The following is a 25,829-nucleotide window of genomic DNA, read 5'->3' on the forward strand; positions in this document are numbered from 1 at the left end:
TAAAAAGAGCGGAATATGAATAACATTCCGCTCTTTTTATATAGTCATTGACTTGTCTATTGATCTAATCTTCACCAGGCAGAACTCTGGTTTTGCTATCAAAAAGCTGGAAGTTAAATACAAAACATCTATTGTTGTAGGCAGCTCCGTAGATCGTAGCATCTCTTGCAAACGCTGCTCTGGAAGGTACAATAATAACACCCTGCATATTGTAATCTGCAGAATCAGGGAGGGCAAAAGATTTGAAATATTTCAGGCCTTCCTGGAGTCCTTCTATCTCGTAGAAATTCCTTCCGTACGTTGTGCTGTAGGTGTCATTGTATTTTTTAAGAACAGACGATTTTACATAAAAATATGCCGGATCTTTTACAAGATCTCCGCTCAAAACAGAATTGCTAAATGTTGATTCACTACCATATATCATCTTGTCATCTACTTTTGTAGAAACATAACTTTTCGCAATCTGCATGGTACTGATAACATCCGTAGTTCCAATTGCTTTTCCTGGGTCTGGCTGTGCACCAGGCCTTATGATGTAGATGACCCCAGAAGGAAGCGTCTTATAATCATATTCTATCAGCTTTTTCTCATTGTCATCTGTGGAGATTGTGCTGTCAAAAGCGGTAATGACACCTTTGCTGTTGAAATAATTTTTTGTCATAAAGTCTTTTGCCGCTGCATCGTCATAGGTGTTTTGTTCCTCTATGGTCAATACTACAGTTGCAGCCACTTCATCCTCATCTTTCTTACATCCTTGCAGTACAACAACGGAAAGAGCAATTCCTAAAAGTATTTTCTTCATTTTTTTATTTAATCTTAAATTGCGATTAATTTAACGTGACAAAAGTATAAAAAAATATGAGAATAGATAAATATTTGTGGAGTGTAAGATTTTATAAGACAAGAACAATTGCCACAGAGGACATAAAAAAGAACAGAGTCAGCATGGGTGAGAATCCTGTGAAGGCCTCTAAGGAGGTCAAAGTGGGTGATGTTATCAAGATCAGAAAAAATCAAATCGATTATAAAATAAAAGTTTTGGACATCCCAAAAAGTAGAGTAGGCGCCAAGCTCGTTCCCTTATATGTGATTGATATGACGGAAAAGGATCAATATGAAATCCTAAAAATGAGAAAGTCAACTCAGGATTTTTACAGGCAAAAAGGCGTTGGACGGCCTACCAAAAAGGACCGTCGAGATATGGATGATTATGTAGATGATGGTGCTTCTGAGGATATGGAAAATGACGATTGGGACACTTTCTTCAAAGAAGATAAAAATGATGAAGACTAGATTTCCAATAATCTCATAATGTCATCCGATACCTGTTCTGCATTTTTAGAATCTGTATGGACGGTGAAATGAGCCTTGGAATAAAAAGGGTTTCTCTCAAAAAGATGTTTGGCAATAAATTCTGGAATGTCGGCATCTTGTAATTTGGCGATCAATGGTCTCGTGTTTTTTTGCAAAAGCACACGGTGCGTAAGTGTACCCACAGATGCCCGTAAAAATATGCTTTTTGATTTTTCGTTAATGACAGTCATGTTTTCGTAGTACACCGGTGTACCGCCACCGAGACTTAGAACAATGTTTTCGTCTGCGTTTAAAATTGTTTCCAAAATCCTTTTTTCTTCCTTTCGGAAATAGATTTCGCCCCGTTTTTCGAAAATTTCTGCCACAGTCATCCCATGTTCCTCAGAAATTTTGAGATCGAGGTCAATTAATTTAAAATTTATTTTTTGGCTCAAGTTTTTGGAAATGTGAGATTTACCGCTTCCCATGTATCCTAATAGAGAAATTATCATATTTTTATTTTAAACAAAGTTCGAAAAAATTTTTGAGATTTTAAAAAAACGCCTATCTTTGCACCACTTTAAAACGAAATAGTAATATTGAAATTTTAAATGTGGCCGACTCGGTAGCTCAGCTGGTAGAGCAATACACTTTTAATGTATGGGTCCTGGGTTCGAATCCCAGCCGGGTCACAATTTACGCAAGTAAATTTTTTTCATATTAATATTTTGTGATTTGGTGTAGGAACTTCTTGTATAAAGAAGTTCCTTTTTTTTGTCCAAACCATACTGCTAATCCAAATGAAGATTGTCTATCAATCTTACCTTGCCTACATTCACAACTATGAAAGCCCTAAAACTTTTATCCTTGGAAAAAAAATCGGTTTCTTTCAAAGTTTCTTCATCAGCAATCAGGAAATATTCCAGATCCATATCTTCTCTGTCAAAAATTACGGTCACTCGATCTTTGATTTCCGAAACGGACATAATTCTGAACCATTCATTGACCTTCTTCAAGGTTTTGTAGATGAGGGTAGAGGATTCTTTTTCAATGTCAGAAAGACGCATGTTTCTGGAGCTCATGGCGAGACCGCTTTCTTCGCGGTAGATTTTTACGCCGTGGATTTTAATTTTCGCTTCAGAAAGTTCTACAAGTTTTTCAATAATTTTGAGTTGCTGATAGTCTTTTTCACCAAAATAAGCATGGTCTGGCTGTACTTGTAAAAACAATTCTTCAACCACTGTTCCAACGCCGTCAAAATGTCCTGGTCTGGCGGCGCCTTCCATTTCGTTTTCAATGCCTCCAAAACTATAATGCTGCCTTTCCATCCCTTTTGGGTAGATGTCTTCCACACTCGGGACATAAACAGCGTCTACAAGGGTGGAGTTCTGAAGCTTTTTGATGTCGTCCTCCACTGTTCGCGGGTATTTTTCCAAGTCTTCAGGATTATTGAATTGGGTTGGATTCACGAATATGGACGAAATAACAATCTGGTTATCCTTCTTCGCTTCTTTATAAAGGGAAATATGGCCTGCGTGTAACGCTCCCATTGTAGGTGCAAATCCAATGGTTTTATGCTGCTCTTTTTGCGCAGTTATATATTCTGAAAATGTTTTTTTGTCGTAAAAGACCTCCATAGCTCGTTTTTTTATCAATCAAAGATAATTGTTTTTACAATTTCTGATGTCATAGACGGTTTAAAATGTATCATTTTTGATCTTAATTCACATCAGCGCCTATTAAGTATAAAGTTTTGATGTTAGAAAACATAATGAACCTATTGTTTATACCGAAAATTAACAGTTTTGTATGATTAAGTGATTGATAGAGAGTGTGTTTTTATTAACCGTATTAATATTATTGAAAATAAATATTTTGATTTAATTTTTTGTAATTTTGCAAAATGAAGATTTTATACTTCATCTAAAGTAAATTTTATGCCTAATCAAAAGATTTTATACGTTACTACAGAAATGTTTCCTTATCAAGAAGATACTAATATGGGAAGTTTGGTACACAAAATGGCGCTGAAAATGCACGGAAGTGGTAACGATGTCAGGGTGTTTATGCCTAGATTCGGACAGATAAGTGAAAGAAAATTCCAGTTACACGAGGTGATCAGACTCTCTGGGATGAACATCATCATCAACGATCTGGATCAGCCATTGATCATAAAAGTTGCCTCTTTGCCAGGCGAGCGTCTTCAGGTTTATTTTATCGATAACGAAGAGTATTTCAAAAGAAAACAATATTACCACGATGATGAAGGCAAACCGTTTGGAGATAATAATGAGAGGGCCATATTTTTTGCCAGAGGTGTTATAGAAACGATTAAGAAATTAAACTGGGTTCCAGACGTTATTCACCTGAATGGATGGATGTCTTCTCTAATTCCAATTTATTTGAAGACTTATTACAAAGATGATACCTATTTCAACGACACCAAAATAGTTCTTTCCGTATATAACGAGGAAGATATCGAGCTCAACAGCAATACAAAAGAAGTTTTAGCTTTTGATAATATTTCTGATCTACAATCGTTAGATAATCCTAGCTTTCTGAACTTTGTGAATGACAGTATGCAGTATGTAGATGTGATCGTGAAAGGCAACGAGTTCTTAGAAGAAAAGCTAGAAGAGGCTTATGGAAAGGCAGAAGCTGAGAAATCAGATTACCTGAATGCAGATTCTATAGCGACAGTTTATTAATTACTATTTTTTTATAATGATAAAGATAAAAACTTTGATGAAGATGATCCCATTATTCGTAATGGGAATGTTGGTTTTAAATGCGTGCGAAGGAGAATTGGATGATTTGGGATCACAGTTGGTTAACGGTAATGCTGCTGATGGTTATGACCAAGCTTACAGTGTGATTGCTTATAATATTAACAATGGTGATCTGACACGTGCTGACGCTTCAAAATTGGATAGCGTTAGGATTGGAGCCTTTAGTGAGCCTGTATTCGGGGCGCAGAAGGTGTCTTATATCACGCAGTTGAGATTGAATGCTTATAATCCAGATTTTGGGACAAACCCAGTTATCGATTCTGTTGTTTTGACCATAAAACCCAAATATGAGACCGCTACAGACTCTATCACTACCACAACCAATGAAGACTATATCTATCCGGATGGATCAGTTGCTGCAAAAAAAATTGTAACCACTTATCCGGTCAGTAAATATGGTAAATACAAATTAGCCGGAGAAAAAACCAAATTGACCATCAAGGTTAATGAAGTAAGTGATTTCCTAGGAAGTACATCCGACTCTCTTAGTTCTAATAAAGCAATCGCTTTGGGGGCAGAAATTGGTTCCGAAGTATTCAATGGAACAGTTAATTCTGTTGTGATCACAAAAGACAGTGATGCTTCTGAATTGGTTAATAGAGCAGTTTCTTACAGAATGAAACTGGATAATACTTTTTTTCAAAATAAGATCATTGCTAAAAAAGGGGATCAGGTTCTGAAAGATGCCGCATCTTTTATCAGATATTTTAAGGGAATCAGTATTTCTGTGGCAGAACCAGATGGTTATCTATTCTCTATGGCTCCTAATGACACAAGCATTACGATGTATTACAAGAATGATGTCACTGGGACAGGCGGCGTGGTAACGCGTACAAAAGCAGAAACAGTATTTAATCTAGGATCAGGCAATGTTCATTTAAGTAAAATTGCGTACGATAGAGCAACCGCATCGGACGCATACAAGGCAGCCATCCCATTGGCTGTTAAAAGTGAAGATGTAATTAAAACCGATACAAGATTACAAGTCACACCGTCCGAAACATTGTATCCGCAAGGAATGGGTGGTTTTGGTTTTGGAATTAGAATCCCAGCAGAAACAATTGCACTGTTGAAAAATAAATATAAGACTGAAAAAATCGGAATTGTTTCTGCCAAAATAAGACTTTACAATGACGCAACAATTTGGAATAATAAGTATAGAAAACCCAACAGTATGTTGGTCAAAGACAGGATTTTAAAAGGTTTTCTTCCTGATATGACAAGTCTTGCAAATGCGGGCTATTCTCTGCTGAAAATTGGCAACCTATCAACCAGTGATACCTATTATGATATAGGCATTACAGCTTCATTGAAGGCTATTATTGAAGACGAGAATTATAATCCCACAGAGAAAGATAAAGATTTTATCATCAATCTTGGAGCTTATCTGACAGATTCTGCTACAGGTATGCTATTAGGGCAAACTAATAATACGAGAGCTTACACACCTTATCGTTTGGTTCTCAAAGGAACCGATACCAATAATACCGGTGGGCCGATAGATCTAAAATCTAAGGCAGCTCAGCTAAGATTAATATTCACAACAAAATAAAAAGCTAAGAATATATGTGTGGAATCGTAGGTTATACAGGTTTTAGAGATGCGTATGAAATTGTTATCAACGGATTACGTCGTTTAGAATATAGAGGATACGACAGTGCGGGAGTTGTTTTGGAAACGGAGAATGGAGAATTCGAAATCAAAAAAACGAAAGGTAAAGTCGATGATCTTGTTGCAATTTCTAAAGCATTACAAAATACTTCTAAAATAGGAATGGGACACACAAGATGGGCAACCCACGGTGTACCAAGTGATAATAATTCGCATCCTCACGTTTCAAATAACGGAAAAATAGCATTAGTTCATAATGGCATCATCGAAAATTATGATACCATCAAAACAATGTTGATCAATAAAGATTTTGACTTCAAATCCGAAACAGATACCGAAGTACTTGTCAATCTTATCCAGTATTTTATGGATAAAGAACCACTATTAGATTTCCCAGAAGCGGTTAGATATGCGCTGAATGAAGTCTATGGTGCATACGCAGTTTCTGTCATGCACGAAGATTTCCCTGGCCAGTTGGTCGTGGCAAGATTAGGCTCCCCACTGGCAGTTGGAATTGGTGAAAACGAATTTTTCGTCGCATCAGATGCATCACCCTTTGTAGAGTTCACGAAAGAAGCGGTATATCTTGAAGAAGGACATATGGCAAGCATCTCTCTTGAAGCAGGTATAGACATCAGAACGATTAAAGAAAATACAAGAATTGAGCCCGCCATTCAGGAATTGAGGCTCAATCTTGAACAAATTGAAAAAGGTGGTTACGAACATTTTATGCTAAAAGAAATCTTCGAACAGCCAAAGTCTATTTTAGATACAATGAGAGGCAGATTACTTGCCGATGAAGGTATTATAAAAATGGCCGGAATATGGGACCACCTTGAAAGATTGACCAACGCAGAGAGAATCATTATCATTGCCTGTGGTACGTCTTGGCATGCTGGGCTTATTGGAGAATATTTAATTGAAGAATTTGCAAGAGTTCCGGTAGAGGTAGAATATGCTTCAGAATTCCGATACAGAAATCCAATTATCAATGCCAAGGATGTTGTCATCGCTATCTCCCAATCTGGAGAAACCGCTGATACAATGGCAGCAATAAAACTTGCTAAAGAAAAAGGCGCTTTCGTATTTGGTATCTGTAATGTGGTAGATTCGTCCATTGCAAGATATACAGATGCTGGTGCTTACACACACGCAGGTCCGGAAATTGGCGTTGCTTCTACAAAAGCCTTTACCGCACAACTTACCATTTTATCTTTGATTGCTATCAAATTGGGTAACCATAATGGTAATTTGGGGAAGGCTGATTTTATGAGATTAATAACAGAACTAGAGGCTATTCCTAAAAAGGTAGAAGACGTTTTGAATACCGTAGATGATGTTGTCAAAAACATAGCTTCCAAATTTGCAGATGCCACAAACTTCTTATATCTAGGAAGAGGATATAATTTCCCTGCTGCCTTAGAAGGTGCACTTAAACTTAAAGAGATCTCTTACATCCATGCGGAAGGTTACCCAGCAGCTGAGATGAAGCACGGACCTATCGCTTTGATTGATGAAAATATGCCAATCGTTATTATTGCACCAAAAATTGGTCATTATGATAAGATTGTAAGCAATGTTCAGGAGATCAAAGCAAGAAAAGGAAAAGTGATTGCTATTATCAATAAAGGTGATACACAAGTTGCTGCGATGGCAGATTATATTATAGAAATCCCCGAGACTTCTGAATGTTTTTCTCCAATCTTAGCATCTATCCCACTCCAACTCCTGTCATACTATATTGCGGTAGAAAGAGGGGCTAATGTTGATCAACCGCGAAACCTTGCAAAATCTGTAACTGTCGAATAATTTCATTGTTTGTGAAATATTCTTTAACAAATTGCGTTTTCAATTACAATTGATAATTATTCATAAAAAAAATTATATATTTACCGCTTAATTTCTTTAAAATAGGATGAAAAGGATATTACTAATATTATTGTCAACATCGGTTATTGTTTCTTGTTCCAAAGGGAATAAGGGGAGTGCTGGTAAGCCCGGTCTTAAGGGAGAATTGGTTCCAAGAGGATCATCGAAATCATTTATTGCAGAAAGACCTTACGGAATGGTTCCAATTCCTGGAGGATCTTTTGTAATGGGTATGGCAGATCAGGATTTTTCAGCTACACCAGAAAAAGCAATGCCTAAAACCGTGACAGTATCTTCCTTTTTTATGGATGAAACAGAAATCACCAATGCCGAATACCGATTATTCATTAATGCAGTGAGAGATTCTATCGCTAGAGGCCTATTAGCTGAAGCTGCAGGAGAAGGTGGCGGCGACGGCGAGGGTGGTAATGGAGGATCTATTGCAGATTTTGCATATGCATCCAAAAAAACAGGGGATGAAGCTACGCCTTACCAAAAATACATGGAGTCACAAGGTGGGAGAGAAGGTGAAGGGACTTATGATGAATCCAAAAAATTGGATTGGAAAGTACCCGTTCAGTGGAATACCTCCGCTTATCCTGACGAGAAATATGCCGAAGTTTTGGAGTCGATGTATTTGCCTGCTGATAAAAGAATCAACAACGAAAGAGTGATAGATTGGTCAAAAATTAAATACAACTACCAATGGGAAGACGTTATGTCTGCTGTAAAAGATAAGGACAGAGGTGCAAACTATCTTAAAAAAGAAAGTATTGCCATTTATCCTGATACTACCGTTTGGGTGAAAGATTTCAGTTATGCCTATAACGGGCCATTGTTTGATCAGTATTTCTGGCACCAGGCTTACAAAGAGTATCCTGTAGTTGGTGTCACTTGGGATCAGGCAAGAGCTTTTTGTGATTTCAGAACCAAAATGAAAAGTGATTTCAATAGCAGTCTGAAAAAGAAAAAGCAAAAGTCTATGAGATTCCGTCTTCCGACAGAAGCAGAGTGGGAGTATGCTGCCAAAGGCGGTATTCAAAATGCGACCTATCCTTGGGGAGGACCTTATTTGCAGGATGACAGAGGTTGTTATTTGGCAAACTTCAAACCTAAAAGAGGTTCTTACATAGAAGATGATAAGAAAGGAGACTATACTTATACAGCTCCCGTTAAGAAATTTTCTAAAAACGGTTACGGACTTTATGACATGGCAGGAAACGTCGCTGAATGGACAGAATCTCCTTATCATACTTCAAGCTCAGAATTCGCTTCAACACTTAACCCAAACCTTTCGAACCAATCTTCTAAATCAGTTAAGAAAACTGTAAGAGGCGGGTCTTGGAAAGACGCAGGCTACTTATTGATGACTGCTTACAGAGATTGGGAAAGAAAAGATTCTGCAAGAAGTTTTATCGGCTTCAGAACTATTCAGGATATCCCATCTGGCGCTGTAAAATTTAAAAGAACGACTAAATAATTAACTAACTATTACTAACTAAAAATTAAAAACATGTTTAAAACTAAAGATTCAATCACGAATTTTGTCTACTCGTTTGGTGCAGCTATCGTTATCTTGGGTGCTCTATTTAAAATGACCCACTGGAGCATTGGGCCTATCTCTGGTAATGTTGCTCTTGCTGCCGGTTTGATTACTGAAGCATTAATCTTTATATTCTTCGCTTTTGATCCACCAAAATCTGAAGAAAGCTATGCTTGGGAAAATGTTTACCCAGAATTATTGGACGAAACTGCAGAAAGACAGCCTAGAAAAGTAGTCGCTAAAGTTGAAAACAAAGAATTAGAAGTGTCATTGTCTGATAAACTTGACAAGATGCTGGCTGATGCAAAATTAGACGTGAGCTTGTTCGAAAGACTAAGAGGAGGAATTGATAAATTCTCATCTTCAGTGGATCAAATCAACCAAACTGTAGATGTTTCCGCTTCTACTCACAAATATAATGAGCAACTTAATATGGCTGCTTCTCATTTGGAAAGCATGAATGCTTTATACGCATTGCAATTGGAACAAGGACAAAAACAATCCGAATTCAGTAAAAAATATGTAGAAGATATCCAAAAATCTGCAGCACATTCCGAAAAATTCAACGAAGAGCTTCAAGGACTTACAGGTAATCTAAATAATCTTAATAGAGTTTATGGTGGTATGCTTAGCGCAATGAAGTCTTAATCACTATCATTTTAATTTTTGTTTAACAATTAATTTAATTTATTAAAATGGCAGGAGGAAAACAGACACCACGTCAAAAGATGATCAATCTGATGTACTTGGTCTTCATTGCAATGCTTGCAATGACGATCGATCAGCAGATCATCAGATCATATAAAGATACAAATCAGTCATTGACTGATACAAGACTTACTGTTCAGGATAAGAACGACAAAATCTTCAAGAAAACGCTAGAAGCTAAAGCTATTTCTTCTCCTGAGAATTATGGCCCGATGCTAGAGCAATACAAAGGTTTGGAGGCTAAAACTAATGATCTTGTTAGTTTTATTGAAGGGGTTAAAAATAAAATGATTACAGAAGGAGAGTATGACTCTACTTTACCAATTGAAGAAAGTCTTACGGCTCTCAACAATACGGAACCTTCTACCAAGAACTTTTTTAAAGATGGTGATGAAGAAACACCTTCAAAAACTTCAGAGGAGTTAAAAACTAAAATTAACGATTTAAGAAGCTTTATCGTTGCTACTTTTGGAGGAAATCCACAACTTAAAGCGGTAGCAGACAGAGCAACAAAAAATCTTATTGCTGATTTTCCAAAAGGAGATAAGAGAAGCACACAAGGTTGGATACAATACAAATTTTATAACCAGCCGTTAGTTGCTGCTCTCTCTAATTTAGAAGTGATCCAGTCCGAAGCAAGAAACTTACAGTCAGACGCCATCACATCGATGCTTCAGGAAAAAGTGGATGCTGATATCAAGTTTGATGCTTACGAAGCTTTGGTTTCTGGACCTAGTTCAGTGATGAAGGGTGAGCCTGCTGAAATTAAAGTGGCAATTGGAACTTTCGCAAGTTCTGTACCTGGACTGGCAATTTCTGGTGCTAGAGTTGTAAATGGTCAAGGTATCATTACACCTGCAACAGGGACTCCTGGAGAGCAAAATTTTGGAGGACAGATCACATTTAATGATAAAAACGGAAAAGTGATTACTTTACCTTACAGTCATACATTAAACGTTGTTTCTGGTGCAGAAGCTCTGAAAGAACAGAGTGGAGCAATCTTAGCAGCTGATAAAATGAATGTTTTGTACAGAGGTCTAGCTAATCCGGTATCTGGATCTATCCTAGGTGCAGATCTTAATGCAACTAATTTATCCGCAGCTGGTGCAGCTGTCAGCGGTGGCAAAGGAAAATGGATGGTGACTCCAGGTTCTGGTTCTACAGTGAAATTGACTATTTCTGGCAAATCACCAAGTGGTAAATTGATTACGCAAGGTTTTGATTTCAGGATTAAAAATATTCCGCCACCAAGAGGACAGATCAGAGGGGCAAGTTATGTTTCTATGCCTGCCGCTTCTATTTCCAAGCAGACACTTACGGCATCATTGCCAGACTTTGATTTCCCTGTAACATTTGATGTGGTGAGTTTCAAAGTGAAAGTATCTGGAAAAGCGGTAATGCCAATCAATGGTAGTTCTTTGGGACAAATTGAAGGGCTTACAAAAGGCTTGAGAAGTGGAGATGTTGTTACAATATTTGATATCCAAGCAAGAGCAAACGGATTAAATGGAGTAGTTCTTCCAAACATAGGTAACGTTATTGTAAACGTACTTTAAAAGAACATTAAAAGTTTGATTGATTTTTTTACTATTCAATATTTATTATGAAAAAGATTATATATAGTTTAATTTGTCTTTCCTCTACAATGGTTTTTGGTCAGAATAGCATTCTTAATGCTAGCTCTCCCCAAACATTCAGAGAAGAGAGAGAAGCTAAAAAAGACAGTATAGCACAACCTTTAAAATACAGCTTTATCGAAGATAAAGATATATTGAGAAGTATGGTTGTATGGGAGATTATTGATATGAATGACAAAATCAATCAACCTTTTTACCACAACGCAGATGGTTTGGTGTCTCAAAACAAGTCACTTTATCAGGTTCTATTAGATGCTGTGAACAATGGCAAAATAAAAGAAGTATACCAAGGTGATGATTTTACAACAAGACTAACACCAGAACAGATTATATCTTCGACATCTGCAGTGCAGGTTGCTGATTATTTTTCCCAGACTTTGAATGAAAATAAAATCGAAGAGTCTGCAGCTAATAATTTGAAAAAATATTTCACGTCAGCAATTAATTCTACTGATGCAGATATTAGTTCTATCAAAGCGTTCTATGGTTCTAGATTAGAAGATGTGCTTTTATACAACGACGGCTCTTCTCCTGTAACAGAAGAAGCTGCTGCAGAAGAAGTTACGACCACCAAAAAGGGCAAGAAGAAAAAAGCAAGCAAGAAAGCGGCACCAAAAGCTTCAAACATTGCGCCCGGTACCGTGCTTGTAAAATTAGATGGTAGCTGGTACAAAATCAACAGAAACGATATTTCTTCTAATGTCGATAAAATCGTAACTGGTACAGAGAAGGTGAAAGCGCTTAAGTTGATGGGTATGTGGTATGTCGATAAAAGAGATACACAACTGAGATACAGATTACTTGGTATTGCTGCAATGGGAGAAGATCCAAATGCGGCAAAATTAAGAGCTTCGCAGGCCGCGGCCTTGGCAGAGGCTGGACAACCTGTAGAAAATCTCGGCGGCGGTGCAGAAGATTTGATTGATCTGTTTTGGATCTATTATCCAGATGCTAGACAGGTTTTGACAAGCAACTATATCTTTAATTCTAGAAATTCTACTTCAGACATTTCTTATGATGATGTCCTCAACCAAAGAAGATTCTCATCTGTTATCTATAAATCAGATAATGGTCTTGGTAGAGGAGGAAGTGGCATCATAGATGAATATATCCCTGCTGATGCAGACGCGCAGCTCGAAGAAAGTGACAGAATCAAAGCACAGATTCTTCAAATGGAAAATGATTTGTGGAATTACTAATATTTCTCACATTCCAAATAAAAAAACCTGAGTATCTTTACTCAGGTTTTTTATTTTATGGTTCATATCGATTACATTATTGTTGGAGGTGGTTTTGCAGGTTTTTTTCTCGCACACCAGTTACAGAAAAATAACCTTTCTTTTATCATTTATAATGGTGATCAGATCTCTGGATCACATATCTCTGCGGGTGTTTGTAACCCGGTTATCCTCAAGAGATTCAGCACATTTTGGAAGTCCAAAGAACAAATGGAGTATCTTGAAACCATTTTCTCCGAGATCCAATGCTACACAGGAAATAACTACATTATCCACGAACCAGTTGCGCGGATCTTTCACGATGAAGCAGAAAGAAAACAATGGCGCAGGAATGCTCAGAAAGAAGATTTAAATCCATTTTTAAACACCGATTTCATCAGTCTAGGAAGCATCGAAAATCCGCTTGAATGTGGCGTGGTGAAAAATTCCTGCAGAATAGATGTATATCATTTTTTCAAAGATCTCTTCACTTATTTTAAAAATAACAACTGTCTCGTCAATGAATCTTTTCATCACCAACTGATTGATACAGAGAATGGCATTTACAAAAATTTCAAATTCAAAAATATTGTTTTCTGCGAAGGGATTCATACCAGAGATAACCCTTATTTTGATAAGGTTCCTGTGTTGCCGAACAAAGGGCACTGTCTGGAAGTGAAGATCAATCAGACTATAGATCCCTTTATTATTAAAAAAAAGCATTTTCTGTTTTCACTTTCGGATAACAGATTTTATTACGGTGGCACTTATGATCGTTTTGACCAATCGGATGATATTGATCCCGAATTTGTTGGCGAATTAGAAAATGGACTGAAGGCCTTTTATAAAAATGAATTTTCTATCACAAAAGTGAGAACGGCTTTCCGTGCAACTGTAGATGATAGACGTCCAATCCTGGGTACACATCCTGAGTTTAAAAATCTACACATTTTCAATGGTCTTGGTGCAAGAGGCGTTTTGAACGGCTCTTATTTCTCCAAAGTAATGCTTGATTACTTGGAAAATCAAGTTGAATTGGATCCCGAGATTTCTGTCAGTCGATTTCAGTAGAAAATCGTTCTATTCATATTATACTAATTTGGTAAGATATATATGAATCCTTAACTTTGCATCCAGCAACGATTTCTAACATGAGCGACGATTTAAAATCCATCCTTCAGGATCTGATTAAAAAAAGCAGTCAAAACAATTCTATTGAGGCAGTTCTGGATCACCTTACAGGTATTTTCCCAGATGAGATTTGTTTTTCCACCAGTTTTAGTATGGAAGATCAGGTAATTACAGATCTAGTAAAAGAATCTTCCATCAAGATTTTTACCTTAGACACAGGCCGGCTATTTGAAGATACTTACAACACATGGAACCTGACAAGATCCAAATATCAATTAGACATCAAAGCGTATTACCCCAATCAGGAAGAGTTAGAAGCTTTCATCCAACAAAAAGGCCCCGATTCTTTTTATACATCGGTCGATAACCGGAAAAAATGTTGCGAGATCAGAAAGGTACACCCTTTAAAAAGAGCTTTGCAAGGTAACAAAGTCTGGGTCACAGGTCTTCGGGCAGAGCATTCTCCGGATCGCAATGACCTCCGGCAACTGGAATGGGACGAGTCCAATCAGATCATCAAATACCATCCAATGCTATTCTGGACAACAGACCAGGTGAAAAATTACCTCAAAGAAAAACAGATACCTTATAATATCCTTCACGACAGAGGTTTTGTCAGCATTGGCTGCGCACCTTGTACCAGAGCCATCCAACCAGGCGAGGATTTCCGGGCTGGAAGATGGTGGTGGGAAGATGCCAGTAAAAAAGAATGTGGACTTCATGTTCACAAATAACAACTAATCAAATTTAAAATGTCAAAATACAACTTGGATTATCTGGAACAGCTGGAATCCGAAGCCATTCATATTTTCCGCGAAGTGGCGGGACAGTTTGAGCGCCCTGCCTTGCTTTTCAGCGGCGGCAAAGACAGCATCACGCTGGTTCATCTCGCGCTAAAGGCGTTCCGACCGGGTAAATTTCCGTTCCCTCTGGTTCACATAGACACAGGGCACAATTTTCCAGAAGTTTTGGAATACCGAGATCTGCTGGCTGAACAAATCGGCGAAAAACTCATCGTAAGAAAAGTAGAAGATACCATCAAAGAAAAAGGTCTCACAGAACCCAAAGGGAAATTACCCAGCAGAAACGCCCTGCAGACTTTCACACTCTTGGACACCGTAGAAGAATTTGAATTCGACTGCTGCATCGGTGGCGGAAGACGGGACGAAGAAAAAGCCAGAGCCAAAGAACGCATCTTCTCCGTCCGCGACGATTTCGGACAATGGGATCCGAAACTTCAGCGTCCCGAACTATGGAATACCTACAACGGGAAGATCCACAAAGGCGAGCAGGTAAGAGCTTTCCCAATCAGCAACTGGACAGAATTAGATGTCTGGAATTACATCCTGAAAGAAAACATCCAACTACCATCCATCTACTTCTCACACGAGAGAGAGGTTCTCAATTTTGACAGCCAATTCATCGCGATGAATGAGTTTGTCAATCTGGAAGAAAGTGACCTTGTGACCACAGAAAAAGTGCGTTACAGAACCGTAGGCGATATGACGTGCACCGCAGCTGTCTTGTCAAACGCAGCCAATCTGGAAGAAGTCATTGCCGAGATCATCACCACAAAAACCAGCGAAAGAGGCGAAACCAGAATTGATGACAGAACCTCAGAAGCCGCAATGGAAGACCGCAAAAAAGCGGGTTATTTTTAATTATTAATGATAAATTATAAGTGATGAATGATTAAATCGCAAGCAAATTTTCAAAATTATTGATCAACTATCGTTCATCATTTATAAAATTGGGAGCCGGGAACCTGCTGTCCACTGTATCTTTTTTGTTTTTTCAGAACATTTGTCCTTGGATCGACATTGACGTCAAGAAAAAACAAAAATGGATGCCGTTCCCATCAGGGCTAATGAGCGATTCCAAACCATTATAGATGCTTAAAACAAGCAATTATCAACCAACAACTGACAACAAAAATGGACATATTAAGATTTATAACTGCCGGAAGCGTAGACGACGGAAAAAGTACGCTGATCGGCAGATTATTGTACGACAGCAAAAATATCCTGATCGATCAGCTTGAAGCTGTAGAACGCGCCAGCAAATTCAAAAATGATGGCGAGCTGGATCTGGCGCTGCTGACAGACGGTTTGCGTGCAGAAAGAGAGCAAGGGATCACCATAGATGTGGCGTACAAATATTTCTCAACACCCAAACGTAAGTTCATCATCGCAGATGCACCAGGACACGTCCAGTACACCAGAAATATGATCACAGGTGCCAGCAACGCTGCTTTGATCATCATTCTGATCGATGCCAGAAACGGGATCATAGAACAGACTAGGAGACACTCTATCATTGCATCGCTACTCAACATCCCGAATGTTGTCGTGGCAATCAACAAATTAGACTTGGTCAATTATTCAGAAGAGATCTTCAATTCGATCAAAGAAGATTATTCCAAAATGGCAGAGCAACTGTCTCTTAACAATGTGGTCTACATTCCGATCAGTGCTTTGGACGGTGACAATATTGTAGACAGATCCGAAAATTTGAATTGGTATCAAGGCAAAACATTGTTGGACCATTTGGAAACTGTAGAATTACAAAATACCATCAATCTTGATAAAGCCAGATTCCCTGTTCAGTATGTGATTCGGCCACAGTCAGAAGAATACCACGATTACCGCGGTTATGCCGGAAAAATCACCAGTGGGATTTATAAAGTCGGAGATGCAGTGACCATTTTACCGTCGGGAACAGAAAGCAAAATTACTGCAATAGAAATAGATCAGAAAAAGGTAGAAGAAGCTTTTGCACCTCAAAGTGTGATTCTTCATCTGGAAGATGATGTGGACATCAGCCGTGGCGACTTGATTGTTAAATCGGATGATCAGCCAAAGCTGGCGCAGGAATTAGAAATCTTAGTTTGCTGGATGGGCGACAAGCCTTTGAAACCAGGTTCCAAATATCTGATCCAGAATAACACCACACAAACCAAAGCGGTCATCAAGGAAATCGAATACAAATTGGATGTCAACACATTAGAAAAACACCAGGTAGAGCAGGTTTCTCTCAACGAGATCGTTAAACTGAAACTTAAAACTGCAAAACCTTTCGCCTATGATTCGTATAAAGATTTGGCTTCCAATGGCGGCATTATTTTCATCGATGAAACCAGTTTTGTAACCGTTGGCGCAGGATTGATCCAATAATTTTAACGTCATTCATTTGAAAACAAAAATCTCTTTGCCAATTTTTATTAATGCTTCCAATAATCATATTCTGATTGTGGGAGGTGGAAAAATAGCGGCAGAAAATCTAAACGACATTCTGCAAAACGTTACAGATTCAAATATAACTTTGATCTTTCCTTCCATTTCTGATGATCTTCGGTTTTTATTAAATGAAAATCAATCGGTCACATTTATAAAAAGAGATTATAAAACAGAAGATTTTTCTGAACCAGATTTGGTCATTGTGGCGACAGAAAATTCAACAGCAGATCAGGCAATTGTAACGATTCTAAAAACAAATAAGACACTTTATTTCCTTCCAAATCAACCTTTGGAAAGTACTTTTTTTCTGACCAACGTGGCAGACCATGAAACGTCAGAGAACAACTATCTACCACTCATCAACGGCGAGAAGAAATGGCGTAACATTGCAACTGTATTTTTCTTAGCTTTCGTTTTGTTGCTCATTGGAAATATCCTGTCATTCTATATCGGTTTCAAAGATCTGGAAGTCGCTTACCACTATTTGAACGCCAATACAGACGAACGTTTTTTTTGGCTTTTCCTTGTCGGATTTCTGGCACAATTGATTGATGGTGCTCTGGGAATGGGTTACGGTGTGACCTGTACAGCAGCGCTTTTGTACATCGGGATTCCGTTGCCGGCGATCAGCAGCAGTATTCATACAGCCGAGATGTTTTCCAGTGGCGCATCGGGTTTCAGCCATTACAAATTTGGGAATATTAATAAAAAATTATTTAAAAATATCTTGATTCCGGGAGTTGTGGGTGCTATTTTAGGCGCTTTGTTGCTATCATATCTCGGAGAGAAATATGCGGGATTCATCAAGCCGATTCTCGCACTTTATACCTTCATTCTCGGAGTAAGGATTTTGCTGAATGCTTTTAAAAAAAATAAAACCAGAAAGAAAACCAAGCGGGTAGGCTGGCTGGCCGGAGCTGGTGGATTTTTAGATTCCTTTGGCGGCGGCGGTTGGGGACCATTGGTAACATCTACTTTGATTATGAAAGGGAAAACACCGCGCTACGTCATAGGAACCGTGAGTTTGACAGAGTTCTTCGTCACCTTCGCCAGCGCTTTGACGTTCTTCTCAGTCATCGGAATCAGTCATTGGCAACTGATTGCAGGATTGATTCTTGGCGGTATTCTTGCAGCACCTATTGCCGCAAGATTGGCTGGGAAATTACCTCTCAAAGCAATGTTCATAGGCGTTGGCGCTATCGTCATTATCTGGAGCTTGAACGTTCTTCTAAAGACTTTCCACATTTTATAAACTAATGGAGGGAAACGCTTGGTCTGTGGCTGTCATCCTAAGATTCTCAAAGTACAGACTATTGGATTGCTGTGTCGGTTGAAACCAATCGAATCGGTTAGAAAAAATTAAATCTTTTTGCCTTCCTTTATTTGAAAGAAAGCAAAAAGATTGTTACTCTTTATAATTTGAAAGCTAGTCCAAAAGTAGTTTGGTTTTTTACAAGAACGTCAGCAGCAAAGCAAGTACAAAACCAATGGCCGTGAAGATCATTCCTCGTTTAAAAACCTTGGATTTCGGCGGAAACATCCAAAAACTTGATATGACAAAGAAGAATAAGGAGATCCCAAAAAACACGTTAAGAAGAGACAAAGCATCTTTGGACTGTGACTTGTGAAGTTTGGTCATTTTGTCCCACACAAATGGCAATTCCTTCTTGCTGTATTTGGCTTCTCCGGTTTTGATATTGTACGTTCCTTGTTTGAAAAACATCACGTCACCTTCCGTTTTTTCTACTTCAAAGCCTTTGATTTTGATTTCTTTCCCTAGTTTTTTCTCATCCAGGTTGGCTTCAAATTTTTTCTCATATTTGTTTTCCTTCTTCAGAAAATCTGTGTCTCTGTAGATCAGCAGAATGCCACTTACAGAATAGACAAGCATTATCCCGGCAAGAAAATAACCAAGATACCGGTGAACGATTCTCATAAATGTTTTGGTGTTCTTTATTTTGTCCATAGTTCTGATAGTTTGTTTTAAAGTTTAAAAGTGGAAGCTGCAAAATTGCAACTTCCACTTTAATTGAAAAAATTATTTAATAATATTTAATGCTAAAGTTTATAGGTCAATGTGATGTAAAAATTTCTAGGATTGATAGGATTCACCGAGTAATTCTCGTGAACGGTGTAATTTAAAACATCAAACACATTCGCCATTTTCCCTTGGATCAGGAATTTTTTGAATTGATAACCCACATTGAAATCTACCGTTGTAAATCCATTAAGAGGAATCATACGATCGGTCTTCTGATTACCGTCTTTATCTTTCTGATTGTTCCATCCGCCATATCTGTTTCCGGTGTAAACTGCTGTTGCTCCAATTTTAAGTCCTTTTACAAAGTTTTCAAAGGTGTAAAAAACAGATGCATTTGCTGTATTAAGTGGCGTTCTTACCACCCTTTCCCCTTCGATAGAACTGTTCAATGAATTAGCTGTTTCCAGATAAACCATATGATTGTAAGAATAGCCTGCGATAATAGACAGGTTTGTAAGCGGATTACCTGTAATGTCTATTTCTACACCACGGCTTCGGGTTTGACCGGTTAACTCTTTGATGTTGGTATTCGTATTTACAAGTCCATTAGCACCAAAAGGAGCCGTTTGAGCAAGATTGCTGTTGGTAATTTGATAAGCCGTTACATTGAAAGCCAATGCATTGTTCCAGATGTTTTTCTTGATCCCAACTTCCCATTGGTCAATGATTGACGCCGGAATTGCGGCACCGCTGATATCATTTCCTGTATTGGGTGTAAACGAGTTGGAGTAGCTTGCAAATGTAGTGAAGTTCTCATTCCACTGGTAAACCAGTCCAAATCTTGGTGAAAATGCATTCTGAGAAAACAAGGGTGAATTATCCACTTTTTTATTGTCAAAATACGTGGTTCGAAGGACAGGTTTGTTTTCCAGATAAGACCATCGAACACCTGCAAGAATTTTGAATTTTTCTGTCACCGAAATCAAATCCTGCACGTAGAAACCAACTCGTCTTGTGGGCGTTCTCAACAGATCTCTTTTTTTTGTTTCCAGTACATCACCACTTGCCCAGGTCGATTGATTGCTTAGATAGATTTTTCCAAGACTGGTATCACCATTGGTGCCGTATTTTACTGTGGTATCCTCGTTTGCTGTCCAGGATCCGTCATTTTTAAGATAAGAAAAAGTGTATGTATCGGCCTGCAGATAATCGGCATCACCACCAAATAATAACTTATGCTTGATTTTCCCCGTACTGAATTCACCATTCAGGTTCACCTGCATAGAAACGTAATTCTGTTCTTGGTAATTTTTTGCAGCCGTTCTGTCCCAAGAGTAATCGTTTTTTCCAGAGTCATACATCCACTGCATTCTTTCACTTCCGAAAAAATCTCGTGTATAGTTTTGGTAAGAGGCTACGGCATTCAGTCCCCATTTGGAATTGATCGTGTGATTCAGTGTCACAGTAGAAGTCGCCATTTGGTTGATCTGATTCTGCCAAGCGATTCCGGGATTATCTTTGATATCCAGAAGATCATTGATGACAGATCTGGATGTAGTTGGATTCAGGACCAATGTTCCGATTCCAAAATCTGGTGTAAACTCCTGTTTCAGGTAGTCGCCTTCTACGATCAACTGCGTTTGATCAGACAAATTAAAAAGGAAACTTGGGTTGAAATAATATTTTTCAGACGTCACGCCATTACGGAAACTTTCTTTGTTTTCATAAGCCCCATTTACACGGAAAGCTGCTTTATTGGTCAACGCATTGTAATAATCGACGCCTACTTTATAATTGTTCCAGCTTCCAGCACTTAAAGTTGCAGAACCACCTTCTGTGAAAAGTGGTTTTTTCGTGATCATATTGATGATTCCACCGGGAGCAACATTGCCGTAGAGAATGGCAGTACTTCCTTTCAGAACTTCTACACGCTCCATTCCGGAAACCTCTGGGAAAATCCCACTATTGACTCTTGCGCCGTTTTTATAAGTATTGTCCGCTCCAAAGATATATCCTCTTGCCCCAAAACTATCCTGAGAAGAACCTCTGGAAGAAGTGACGTACACACCATTTACATTTTTCAGCACGTCAGAAAGTTGCTGAGCCTGCTGCTGCTCAATAATCTCGTGGGTTACGACAGAGACAGCCTGCGGATTTTCCATCACATCCAGATTGGATTTTGTGGTGAAGGTTTTGGCTTTGTTTGGATTGCCTGTTTTATGAAGTTTGACATCTTCAATCGTTCTAATATTTAAAGAATCGGTCCCTTTTTCTTGTGCAAAATACAAGGTTGAAAAAGTGAGTAGTCCTAAAGCAAAGATTTGCTTTTTCATAATAGTTTATTTAGAATTGTTAAAAACAGTGCAAAAATATAAGAAATGTTAATATCTGCAAAGTTATTTTAACTAATTCTAAATAAAAAAAATAAACAACTGGTAGTCAGTTGTTTATTTAATATGATTTTTGTTAGCTCCGAAATTTAATCCTGAAGTTCCAGCCAACGCAACTCGAAGTTCTCTAGTTTTCCGGCGATAGTTTCCAATTCAGCAGAGAATTTGGCGATCTTTTCATAATCACTTTCGTTATTCAGTTGTTCAAGAATTTTCGCTCTTTGTTCTTCTAGTTTCGGCATTTCTTTCTCGATGGTTTCCAACTCGTATTGCTCTTTGAAAGATAATTTTTTCTTTGGTTGCTGGTTGCTGCTTGTTGGTTGTTGGTTTGCCGCAATGATAGGATCAGAAATAATCTCTTTTTTCTGAGTTGCAACTTCTGCTTTTTCAACCTTCGGATTTTTCTCCTCGTTTTTCAGATTCTCGCGGTATTCGGAGAAATTTCCAACAAACTCTTTGATCTTTCCTTCACCTTCAAAGGCCAGAACGTGATCCACAATTCTGTCCATAAAGTATCTGTCGTGGGAAACAATGATGAGACTTCCCTGAAAATTCTGAAGAAAATTCTCAAGAACTGTCAAAGTCGGCAGATCCAAATCATTCGTAGGCTCATCAAAAATCAGGAAATTGGGATTCTGATAGAGAATATACATCAAGTGCAAACGACGTTTTTCTCCGCCGGAAAGTTTCGAAATCGGCGAATATTGCGTCTGGTCATCAAACAGGAATAATCTCAAAAACTGAGACGCTGAGATTGTTTTTCCATTGGCCAAAGGGAAGTTTTCTCCAATTTCTTTAATGAAATCTATCACGCGTTCGTCTTCTTTATAAGTCAAACCTTTCTGCGCAAAATACCCGAATTTAATTGTTTCTCCAGTTTCAATCTCTCCGGAATCTTTCGGCTCAAAACCTTGAATAATATTCAGTAAAGTCGATTTTCCGGCGCCGTTTTTTCCAACGATTCCGACTTTTTCTCCCCTTTGAAATTGATAAGAAAAATCTTTGAACAGGACTTTTTCACCATAACTTTTATTGATGTCGCGAAGTTCGAGGATTTTGTTCCCCAATCTTTTCATTTCGAAATCAAGCGCCAACGTCTCTTTTCGGGTGTCGGTTTTTGCTACTTTTTCAGTTTCGTAGAAGTCGTCTTGTCTGGATTTAGACTTTGTAGTTCTCGCTTTCGGCTGTCTTCGCATCCATTCCAATTCCTTTCTGTAAAGGTTGTTGGCTTTGTCAATTGTGGAATTCAGGTTATCTTCACGGATCATTTTATTTTCGAGGTAAGTCGCATAACTTCCGTTGTGGAGATAGAGATTTCCGTCTTCCATTTCCCAAATCTTATCGCAGACCGCATCCAAAAAGTAACGGTCGTGCGTTACCAGCAGCAATGTGATTTTCGCTTTACTCAAATAATTTTCCAGCCATTCTACCATTTCCACGTCTAAGTGATTGGTAGGCTCATCCATAATCAAAAGCGTGTGGCGGTGTTCTGCTCTGGTCTCTGTCAATAGTTTTGCGAGCGCAATTCTTTTGATTTGTCCACCGGAAAGCGTTCCCATTTTTGCAGACAGATCTGTGATTTTCAGTTGTGAAAGGATCTGTTCCATCTCATTTTCAAGATCCCAGGCTTTATGGATTTCCATCTCAGCCAAAGCCGTTTCCATATCATCCGGATTTTCCGAGGTCAAAGCGTGGTGGTATTTCTTCAAAGCGAGAATTGGTGCAGAATCCAGAGTCATCATAAACTCTTCCACAGACAGTTTCGGGTCAAAGTCTATTTCCTGATCAAACAAAACCACCTGAATGTCTTTGTTTATCACCACTTCACCACCATCAGCGATTTCTTTTCCCATCAGGATTTTCAGAAGTGTCGATTTACCGCTTCCGTTTTTGGCAACGATGGCAATTTTGTCGCCTTCGTTCACGTGGAAGGTGATATTTTTAAACAGCACTTTGATACCGTAAGATTTGCTAAGATTTTCTGCAGAAACGTAATTCATTATAGATTGGATGATGGAAGTTAGTCGATGGAAGTTTTTCCAGCTGCGAAAGTACGAAAATGAAATTTTAAAATTCGGGTAATCACAATTTTTTGGGCAGCTATTTGACATTCGTCGAAACCTGTTTACTCTATTTTTTATGGCAGCTTTTCCGCCTTCCGTTCCCAATCTTTTTTGCAGACGATTTCCAGCCCGGTAGAACATGAAGTCCAAGCAAAAAAGGATTTCCACTCAAGTCGGGCTGCGGAGATCCTATGTTCTTATCTCATCTTTTGAAAACTTTAACGAAAATCAACATTCATTTAACCTTTCTTTGAGATCATAGGAGTGGGAAAATTCAGTAGTTTGCATTTAAAATTATTTGCTATGAAAAAACTCAACTTTCTATTGGTATTCTTCATTTGTGCTGCTTTTCAATCTCAAATTATCTCAGGGATTATTCTTTCCAAAGAAGAAAACAAAGCAATTCCTTATGTCAAACTGGGCGTCGAAAAGGAAAAACTCGGCACTATTTCCAACGAAAGAGGAGAATTTTCAATTGATTTGTCATCAATTAATCCTGATAAAAATATCAAAATAGAAGTTTCCGGCTTTGAACCCTATTCTCAAAGTGTTGGAAATTTCATCAAGAATAATCCTCAAAAAATTTATTTATCAGAAAAATTTCATTCTATAAAAGAAGTAGAACTTGCACCGAAAAAACTGGTGGCTAAGAATTGGGGCATCAATACAAAAACCAAGAGCATTAGCTATTCTGTAAATCCTCAGCTGAATAAGGAAAACTTTTTGGGAGAAACCGCTCTGGAGTTCCGTACCAAGAAAAGAGCTAAGATCAAGAATATCAATCTTAATATTTCTCAATTTAATTCCGACAAACCTGTCTTGATGAGATACACCGTTTATAGTGAAGAAAATGGTTTTCCCGGGAAAAGTCTTTTGGAGCAGGAGATCAATCTGGAAGTCACCGCAGATCAAATCAAAGATGGCGTTTTTTCTCTGGATGTGAACGATCAGAATATCTGGGTGCAAGGGAAATTTTTTGTGGGAATCCAGTTTCTGAAAGGTTTTGATGGCAATATTAAAATCAGTGCAGCGTTGTTCAAAACCGGTTATCTGAGACAATTTTATGGTGATTGGGAAAAGATCACTCTGGCTGCACCGGCCATCAATATTGATGTCAAGGTTGATAAAAATGGCACCAATGAAAGCGAGGAAAAAGACGTCGAGGACAATGTTTCTGCTTCGCTTCAGGATTATAGTTCATTTTTGGAAGAAGCTAGAAAGTCTGGCTTTGGAAGAAATCATTTGGCGGGAAAAACGCTTTGTTTAAAAGACGCCGATATCTATTACGAAGTTTATGGTAAAGGTGAACCTTTGTTTCTTCTTCACGGTAATGGCGGAAGTATAGATGCTTTTACAAAAGAAATTCCGGAGCTTTCCAAACATTTCATGGTGGTCGCGATGGATACGCGTGCGCAGGGAAAGAGTACGGATACGTCGAAAGAAGCTTTGTCTTATATCAAATTTGCTGAAGATGTAAAAGCGTTGGCAGATGAATTAAAATTGAAAAAAATCAACATTTTTGGCTGGAGCGATGGCGGAAATACCGCAATTGAATTTGCTGTCAAATATCCTAAAAATGTCAATAAAATCATCACCAGTGGTGCCAATGTTTTTCCAAATGGTGTTGGAGAAAAGATGGTAGAAGATATGAGGAATGATGTTGCAAGAATGAAAGCTGAAAATAAACCGGAAAGAGATATCAGACTTCAGCAGTTGATGGTTGAGGAACCTAAAATTACCAAATCACAACTTAATAATATCAAAGCAAATAGCTATATTCTTGCTGGAGAAAATGATTTGATCTTGCGTTCTCATACAGAATATATTGCCAAAGAAATCCCAAATTCTAAACTGAAAATCTTCAAAGGGGCATCACACGGTGTTCCAATTGAAAGAGCAGAAGAGTTGAGTAAAGATGTGATTGAGTTTATTAAGAAGTAGATTTATTTAAATAAGTCCGAGTGCGTACCAGTTCTTGTACGTGAAACTAATTTGATTTCATCATCTTGTTTCCAAATCAGAAGCCAATCTGGTTGGATATGACATTCCAAATAACCTTTGTAATTTCCTTTTAAAGTGTGTGGTTTTTATTTGATTGGAAGTTTTCCAGATTTTTCGAGCAAGATGACAACTTCTTTTAAAAGTTCTAAATCCAATCCTCTTTTTTGAGCCAGCTTAATATCTTTTTTAATTTTCCCTGCATACTCAATTTCGTAACTCATATCCCCAATTCTTTAAATAAGAGCCTGTTTAAATTTTATTCAATAAATTTTTTAAAGCGGATAATTTGACCATGTTTTCTGAATTTTCCATCAGGAGTTCATAATTCCGACACAATCTTCTATCATTATCAAACCAAGC

At 38.1% G+C, this 25,829-nt stretch carries 21 protein-coding genes, 1 tRNA gene and 1 pseudogene; 15 read left to right on the top strand and 8 right to left on the bottom strand.

Annotation, left to right across the window (positions count from 1 at the left end; all coding sequences use genetic code 11):
- Positions 1-64 precede the first annotated feature (64 nt).
- Positions 65-802 (bottom strand): hypothetical protein, encoded by a 738-nt coding sequence (locus F564_RS0106480; protein ID WP_028121909.1) that lies wholly within the window; start codon positions 800-802, stop codon positions 65-67.
- A gap of 56 nt (positions 803-858) precedes the next feature.
- On the opposite strand from F564_RS0106480, the gene F564_RS0106485 reads away from it, so the two are divergent.
- Positions 859-1,293 carry an RNA-binding S4 domain-containing protein gene (locus tag F564_RS0106485; RefSeq protein WP_028121910.1) on the top strand — a complete coding sequence of 145 codons (435 nt, stop codon included), beginning with the start codon at positions 859-861 and terminating at the stop codon, positions 1,291-1,293.
- Here F564_RS0106485 and F564_RS0106490 read toward each other — a convergent pair.
- Positions 1,290-1,805, bottom strand: a complete 516-nt coding sequence (locus tag F564_RS0106490) for a shikimate kinase (protein WP_028121911.1) — start codon at positions 1,803-1,805, stop codon at positions 1,290-1,292. The two genes, F564_RS0106485 and F564_RS0106490, sit on opposite strands and share 4 nt — an antisense overlap.
- Positions 1,806-1,912: 107 nt before the next feature.
- On the opposite strand from F564_RS0106490, the gene F564_RS0106495 reads away from it, so the two are divergent.
- A tRNA-Lys gene (locus F564_RS0106495) sits at positions 1,913-1,985 on the top strand.
- Between the two features lie 99 nt (positions 1,986-2,084).
- Here the strand turns inward: F564_RS0106495 and panC are convergent.
- A complete protein-coding gene (gene panC, locus F564_RS0106500; RefSeq protein WP_028121912.1) occupies positions 2,085-2,930 on the bottom strand; it encodes a pantoate--beta-alanine ligase in 846 nt (281 codons plus the stop codon).
- Positions 2,931-3,230: 300 nt separating this feature from the next.
- Between panC and F564_RS0106505 the strand changes: the two genes are divergently transcribed.
- From F564_RS0106505 to F564_RS0106560, 12 genes are all read left to right on the top strand, one after another.
- On the top strand, positions 3,231-4,001 hold the full coding sequence (locus tag F564_RS0106505; protein ID WP_028121913.1) for a glycogen/starch synthase: 771 nt from the start codon (positions 3,231-3,233) through the stop codon (positions 3,999-4,001).
- A gap of 16 nt (positions 4,002-4,017) precedes the next feature.
- A complete protein-coding gene (locus F564_RS18820; RefSeq protein WP_034980932.1) occupies positions 4,018-5,634 on the top strand; it encodes a DUF4270 family protein in 1,617 nt (538 codons plus the stop codon).
- 14 nt (positions 5,635-5,648) lie between these two features.
- The gene (gene glmS / locus F564_RS0106515; protein ID WP_028121914.1) at positions 5,649-7,502 is read left to right on the top strand and encodes a glutamine--fructose-6-phosphate transaminase (isomerizing); all 1,854 of its coding nucleotides are present in this window, start codon (positions 5,649-5,651) and stop codon (positions 7,500-7,502) included.
- Positions 7,503-7,608: 106 nt separating this feature from the next.
- Entirely contained in the window at positions 7,609-9,042 is a 1,434-nt protein-coding gene (porK, locus tag F564_RS0106520; RefSeq protein WP_028121915.1) for a T9SS ring complex lipoprotein PorK/GldK, read from the top strand.
- A 33-nt stretch (positions 9,043-9,075) separates the two neighbouring features.
- Positions 9,076-9,753 (top strand): type IX secretion system motor protein PorL/GldL, encoded by a 678-nt coding sequence (gene porL, locus F564_RS0106525; protein WP_028121916.1) that lies wholly within the window; start codon positions 9,076-9,078, stop codon positions 9,751-9,753.
- 47 nt (positions 9,754-9,800) lie between these two features.
- Positions 9,801-11,369 carry a type IX secretion system motor protein PorM/GldM gene (gene porM / locus F564_RS0106530; RefSeq protein WP_028121917.1) on the top strand — a complete coding sequence of 523 codons (1,569 nt, stop codon included), beginning with the start codon at positions 9,801-9,803 and terminating at the stop codon, positions 11,367-11,369.
- 47 nt (positions 11,370-11,416) lie between these two features.
- Positions 11,417-12,649: a type IX secretion system ring subunit PorN/GldN gene (gene porN / locus F564_RS19860; RefSeq protein WP_076605656.1), complete on the top strand. Its 1,233-nt coding sequence runs from the start codon at positions 11,417-11,419 to the stop codon at positions 12,647-12,649.
- 57 nt (positions 12,650-12,706) lie between these two features.
- A complete protein-coding gene (locus F564_RS0106540) occupies positions 12,707-13,738 on the top strand; it encodes an NAD(P)/FAD-dependent oxidoreductase (protein WP_028121918.1) in 1,032 nt (343 codons plus the stop codon).
- 80 nt (positions 13,739-13,818) lie between these two features.
- The gene (locus F564_RS0106545; protein WP_028121919.1) at positions 13,819-14,532 is read left to right on the top strand and encodes a phosphoadenylyl-sulfate reductase; all 714 of its coding nucleotides are present in this window, start codon (positions 13,819-13,821) and stop codon (positions 14,530-14,532) included.
- A gap of 18 nt (positions 14,533-14,550) precedes the next feature.
- Positions 14,551-15,459 (top strand): sulfate adenylyltransferase subunit CysD, encoded by a 909-nt coding sequence (gene cysD, locus F564_RS0106550; RefSeq protein WP_028121920.1) that lies wholly within the window; start codon positions 14,551-14,553, stop codon positions 15,457-15,459.
- Between the two features lie 273 nt (positions 15,460-15,732).
- The gene (locus F564_RS0106555; protein ID WP_028121921.1) at positions 15,733-16,971 is read left to right on the top strand and encodes a sulfate adenylyltransferase subunit 1; all 1,239 of its coding nucleotides are present in this window, start codon (positions 15,733-15,735) and stop codon (positions 16,969-16,971) included.
- Between the two features lie 16 nt (positions 16,972-16,987).
- Positions 16,988-18,286, top strand: a complete 1,299-nt coding sequence (locus F564_RS0106560; RefSeq protein WP_084406781.1) for a TSUP family transporter — start codon at positions 16,988-16,990, stop codon at positions 18,284-18,286.
- A gap of 198 nt (positions 18,287-18,484) precedes the next feature.
- On the opposite strand, the gene F564_RS0106565 is transcribed toward F564_RS0106560, so the two are convergent.
- From F564_RS0106565 to F564_RS0106575, 3 genes are all read right to left on the bottom strand, one after another.
- Positions 18,485-19,000, bottom strand: a complete 516-nt coding sequence (locus F564_RS0106565) for a membrane protein (protein ID WP_028121923.1) — start codon at positions 18,998-19,000, stop codon at positions 18,485-18,487.
- Between the two features lie 92 nt (positions 19,001-19,092).
- Positions 19,093-21,348, bottom strand: a complete 2,256-nt coding sequence (locus F564_RS0106570) for a TonB-dependent siderophore receptor (RefSeq protein WP_028121924.1) — start codon at positions 21,346-21,348, stop codon at positions 19,093-19,095.
- A 146-nt stretch (positions 21,349-21,494) separates the two neighbouring features.
- Complete coding sequence (locus tag F564_RS0106575; protein ID WP_028121925.1) at positions 21,495-23,405, bottom strand: ABC-F family ATP-binding cassette domain-containing protein; 1,911 nt, start codon at positions 23,403-23,405, stop codon at positions 21,495-21,497.
- 366 nt (positions 23,406-23,771) lie between these two features.
- On the opposite strand from F564_RS0106575, the gene F564_RS19865 reads away from it, so the two are divergent.
- Positions 23,772-25,409 carry an alpha/beta fold hydrolase gene (locus F564_RS19865; protein ID WP_051259587.1) on the top strand — a complete coding sequence of 546 codons (1,638 nt, stop codon included), beginning with the start codon at positions 23,772-23,774 and terminating at the stop codon, positions 25,407-25,409.
- Positions 25,410-25,411: 2 nt separating this feature from the next.
- Here the strand turns inward: F564_RS19865 and F564_RS21190 are convergent.
- Together F564_RS21190 and F564_RS20920 are read right to left on the bottom strand one after the other, a co-directional pair.
- A pseudogene (locus F564_RS21190) lies at positions 25,412-25,543 on the bottom strand (type II toxin-antitoxin system mRNA interferase toxin, RelE/StbE family); the annotation flags it as partial.
- A 12-nt stretch (positions 25,544-25,555) separates the two neighbouring features.
- Positions 25,556-25,690: a type II toxin-antitoxin system YafQ family toxin gene (locus tag F564_RS20920; RefSeq protein WP_228373872.1), complete on the bottom strand. Its 135-nt coding sequence runs from the start codon at positions 25,688-25,690 to the stop codon at positions 25,556-25,558.
- Between the last annotated feature and the right edge of the window lie 139 nt (positions 25,691-25,829).

Source organism: Epilithonimonas tenax DSM 16811 (genome assembly GCF_000428485.1).
GTDB classification, from domain to species: domain Bacteria; phylum Bacteroidota; class Bacteroidia; order Flavobacteriales; family Weeksellaceae; genus Epilithonimonas; species Epilithonimonas tenax.

What these genes read in the sequence shown, in the direction of transcription:
- F564_RS0106480 (WP_028121909.1), bottom strand. Translation starts at nt 802, where the DNA reads ATGAAGAAAATACTTTTAGGAATTGCTCTTTCCGTTGTTGTACTGCAA.
- F564_RS0106485 (WP_028121910.1), top strand. Translation starts at nt 859, where the DNA reads ATGAGAATAGATAAATATTTGTGGAGTGTAAGATTTTATAAGACAAGA.
- F564_RS0106490 (WP_028121911.1), bottom strand. Translation starts at nt 1,805, where the DNA reads ATGATAATTTCTCTATTAGGATACATGGGAAGCGGTAAATCTCACATT.
- panC (WP_028121912.1), bottom strand. Translation starts at nt 2,930, where the DNA reads ATGGAGGTCTTTTACGACAAAAAAACATTTTCAGAATATATAACTGCG.
- F564_RS0106505 (WP_028121913.1), top strand. Translation starts at nt 3,231, where the DNA reads ATGCCTAATCAAAAGATTTTATACGTTACTACAGAAATGTTTCCTTAT.
- F564_RS18820 (WP_034980932.1), top strand. Translation starts at nt 4,018, where the DNA reads ATGATAAAGATAAAAACTTTGATGAAGATGATCCCATTATTCGTAATG.
- glmS (WP_028121914.1), top strand. Translation starts at nt 5,649, where the DNA reads ATGTGTGGAATCGTAGGTTATACAGGTTTTAGAGATGCGTATGAAATT.
- porK (WP_028121915.1), top strand. Translation starts at nt 7,609, where the DNA reads ATGAAAAGGATATTACTAATATTATTGTCAACATCGGTTATTGTTTCT.
- porL (WP_028121916.1), top strand. Translation starts at nt 9,076, where the DNA reads ATGTTTAAAACTAAAGATTCAATCACGAATTTTGTCTACTCGTTTGGT.
- porM (WP_028121917.1), top strand. Translation starts at nt 9,801, where the DNA reads ATGGCAGGAGGAAAACAGACACCACGTCAAAAGATGATCAATCTGATG.
- porN (WP_076605656.1), top strand. Translation starts at nt 11,417, where the DNA reads ATGAAAAAGATTATATATAGTTTAATTTGTCTTTCCTCTACAATGGTT.
- F564_RS0106540 (WP_028121918.1), top strand. Translation starts at nt 12,707, where the DNA reads ATGGTTCATATCGATTACATTATTGTTGGAGGTGGTTTTGCAGGTTTT.
- F564_RS0106545 (WP_028121919.1), top strand. Translation starts at nt 13,819, where the DNA reads ATGAGCGACGATTTAAAATCCATCCTTCAGGATCTGATTAAAAAAAGC.
- cysD (WP_028121920.1), top strand. Translation starts at nt 14,551, where the DNA reads ATGTCAAAATACAACTTGGATTATCTGGAACAGCTGGAATCCGAAGCC.
- F564_RS0106555 (WP_028121921.1), top strand. Translation starts at nt 15,733, where the DNA reads ATGGACATATTAAGATTTATAACTGCCGGAAGCGTAGACGACGGAAAA.
- F564_RS0106565 (WP_028121923.1), bottom strand. Translation starts at nt 19,000, where the DNA reads ATGGACAAAATAAAGAACACCAAAACATTTATGAGAATCGTTCACCGG.
- F564_RS0106570 (WP_028121924.1), bottom strand. Translation starts at nt 21,348, where the DNA reads ATGAAAAAGCAAATCTTTGCTTTAGGACTACTCACTTTTTCAACCTTG.
- F564_RS0106575 (WP_028121925.1), bottom strand. Translation starts at nt 23,405, where the DNA reads ATGAATTACGTTTCTGCAGAAAATCTTAGCAAATCTTACGGTATCAAA.
- F564_RS19865 (WP_051259587.1), top strand. Translation starts at nt 23,772, where the DNA reads ATGAAAAAACTCAACTTTCTATTGGTATTCTTCATTTGTGCTGCTTTT.
- F564_RS20920 (WP_228373872.1), bottom strand. Translation starts at nt 25,690, where the DNA reads ATGAGTTACGAAATTGAGTATGCAGGGAAAATTAAAAAAGATATTAAG.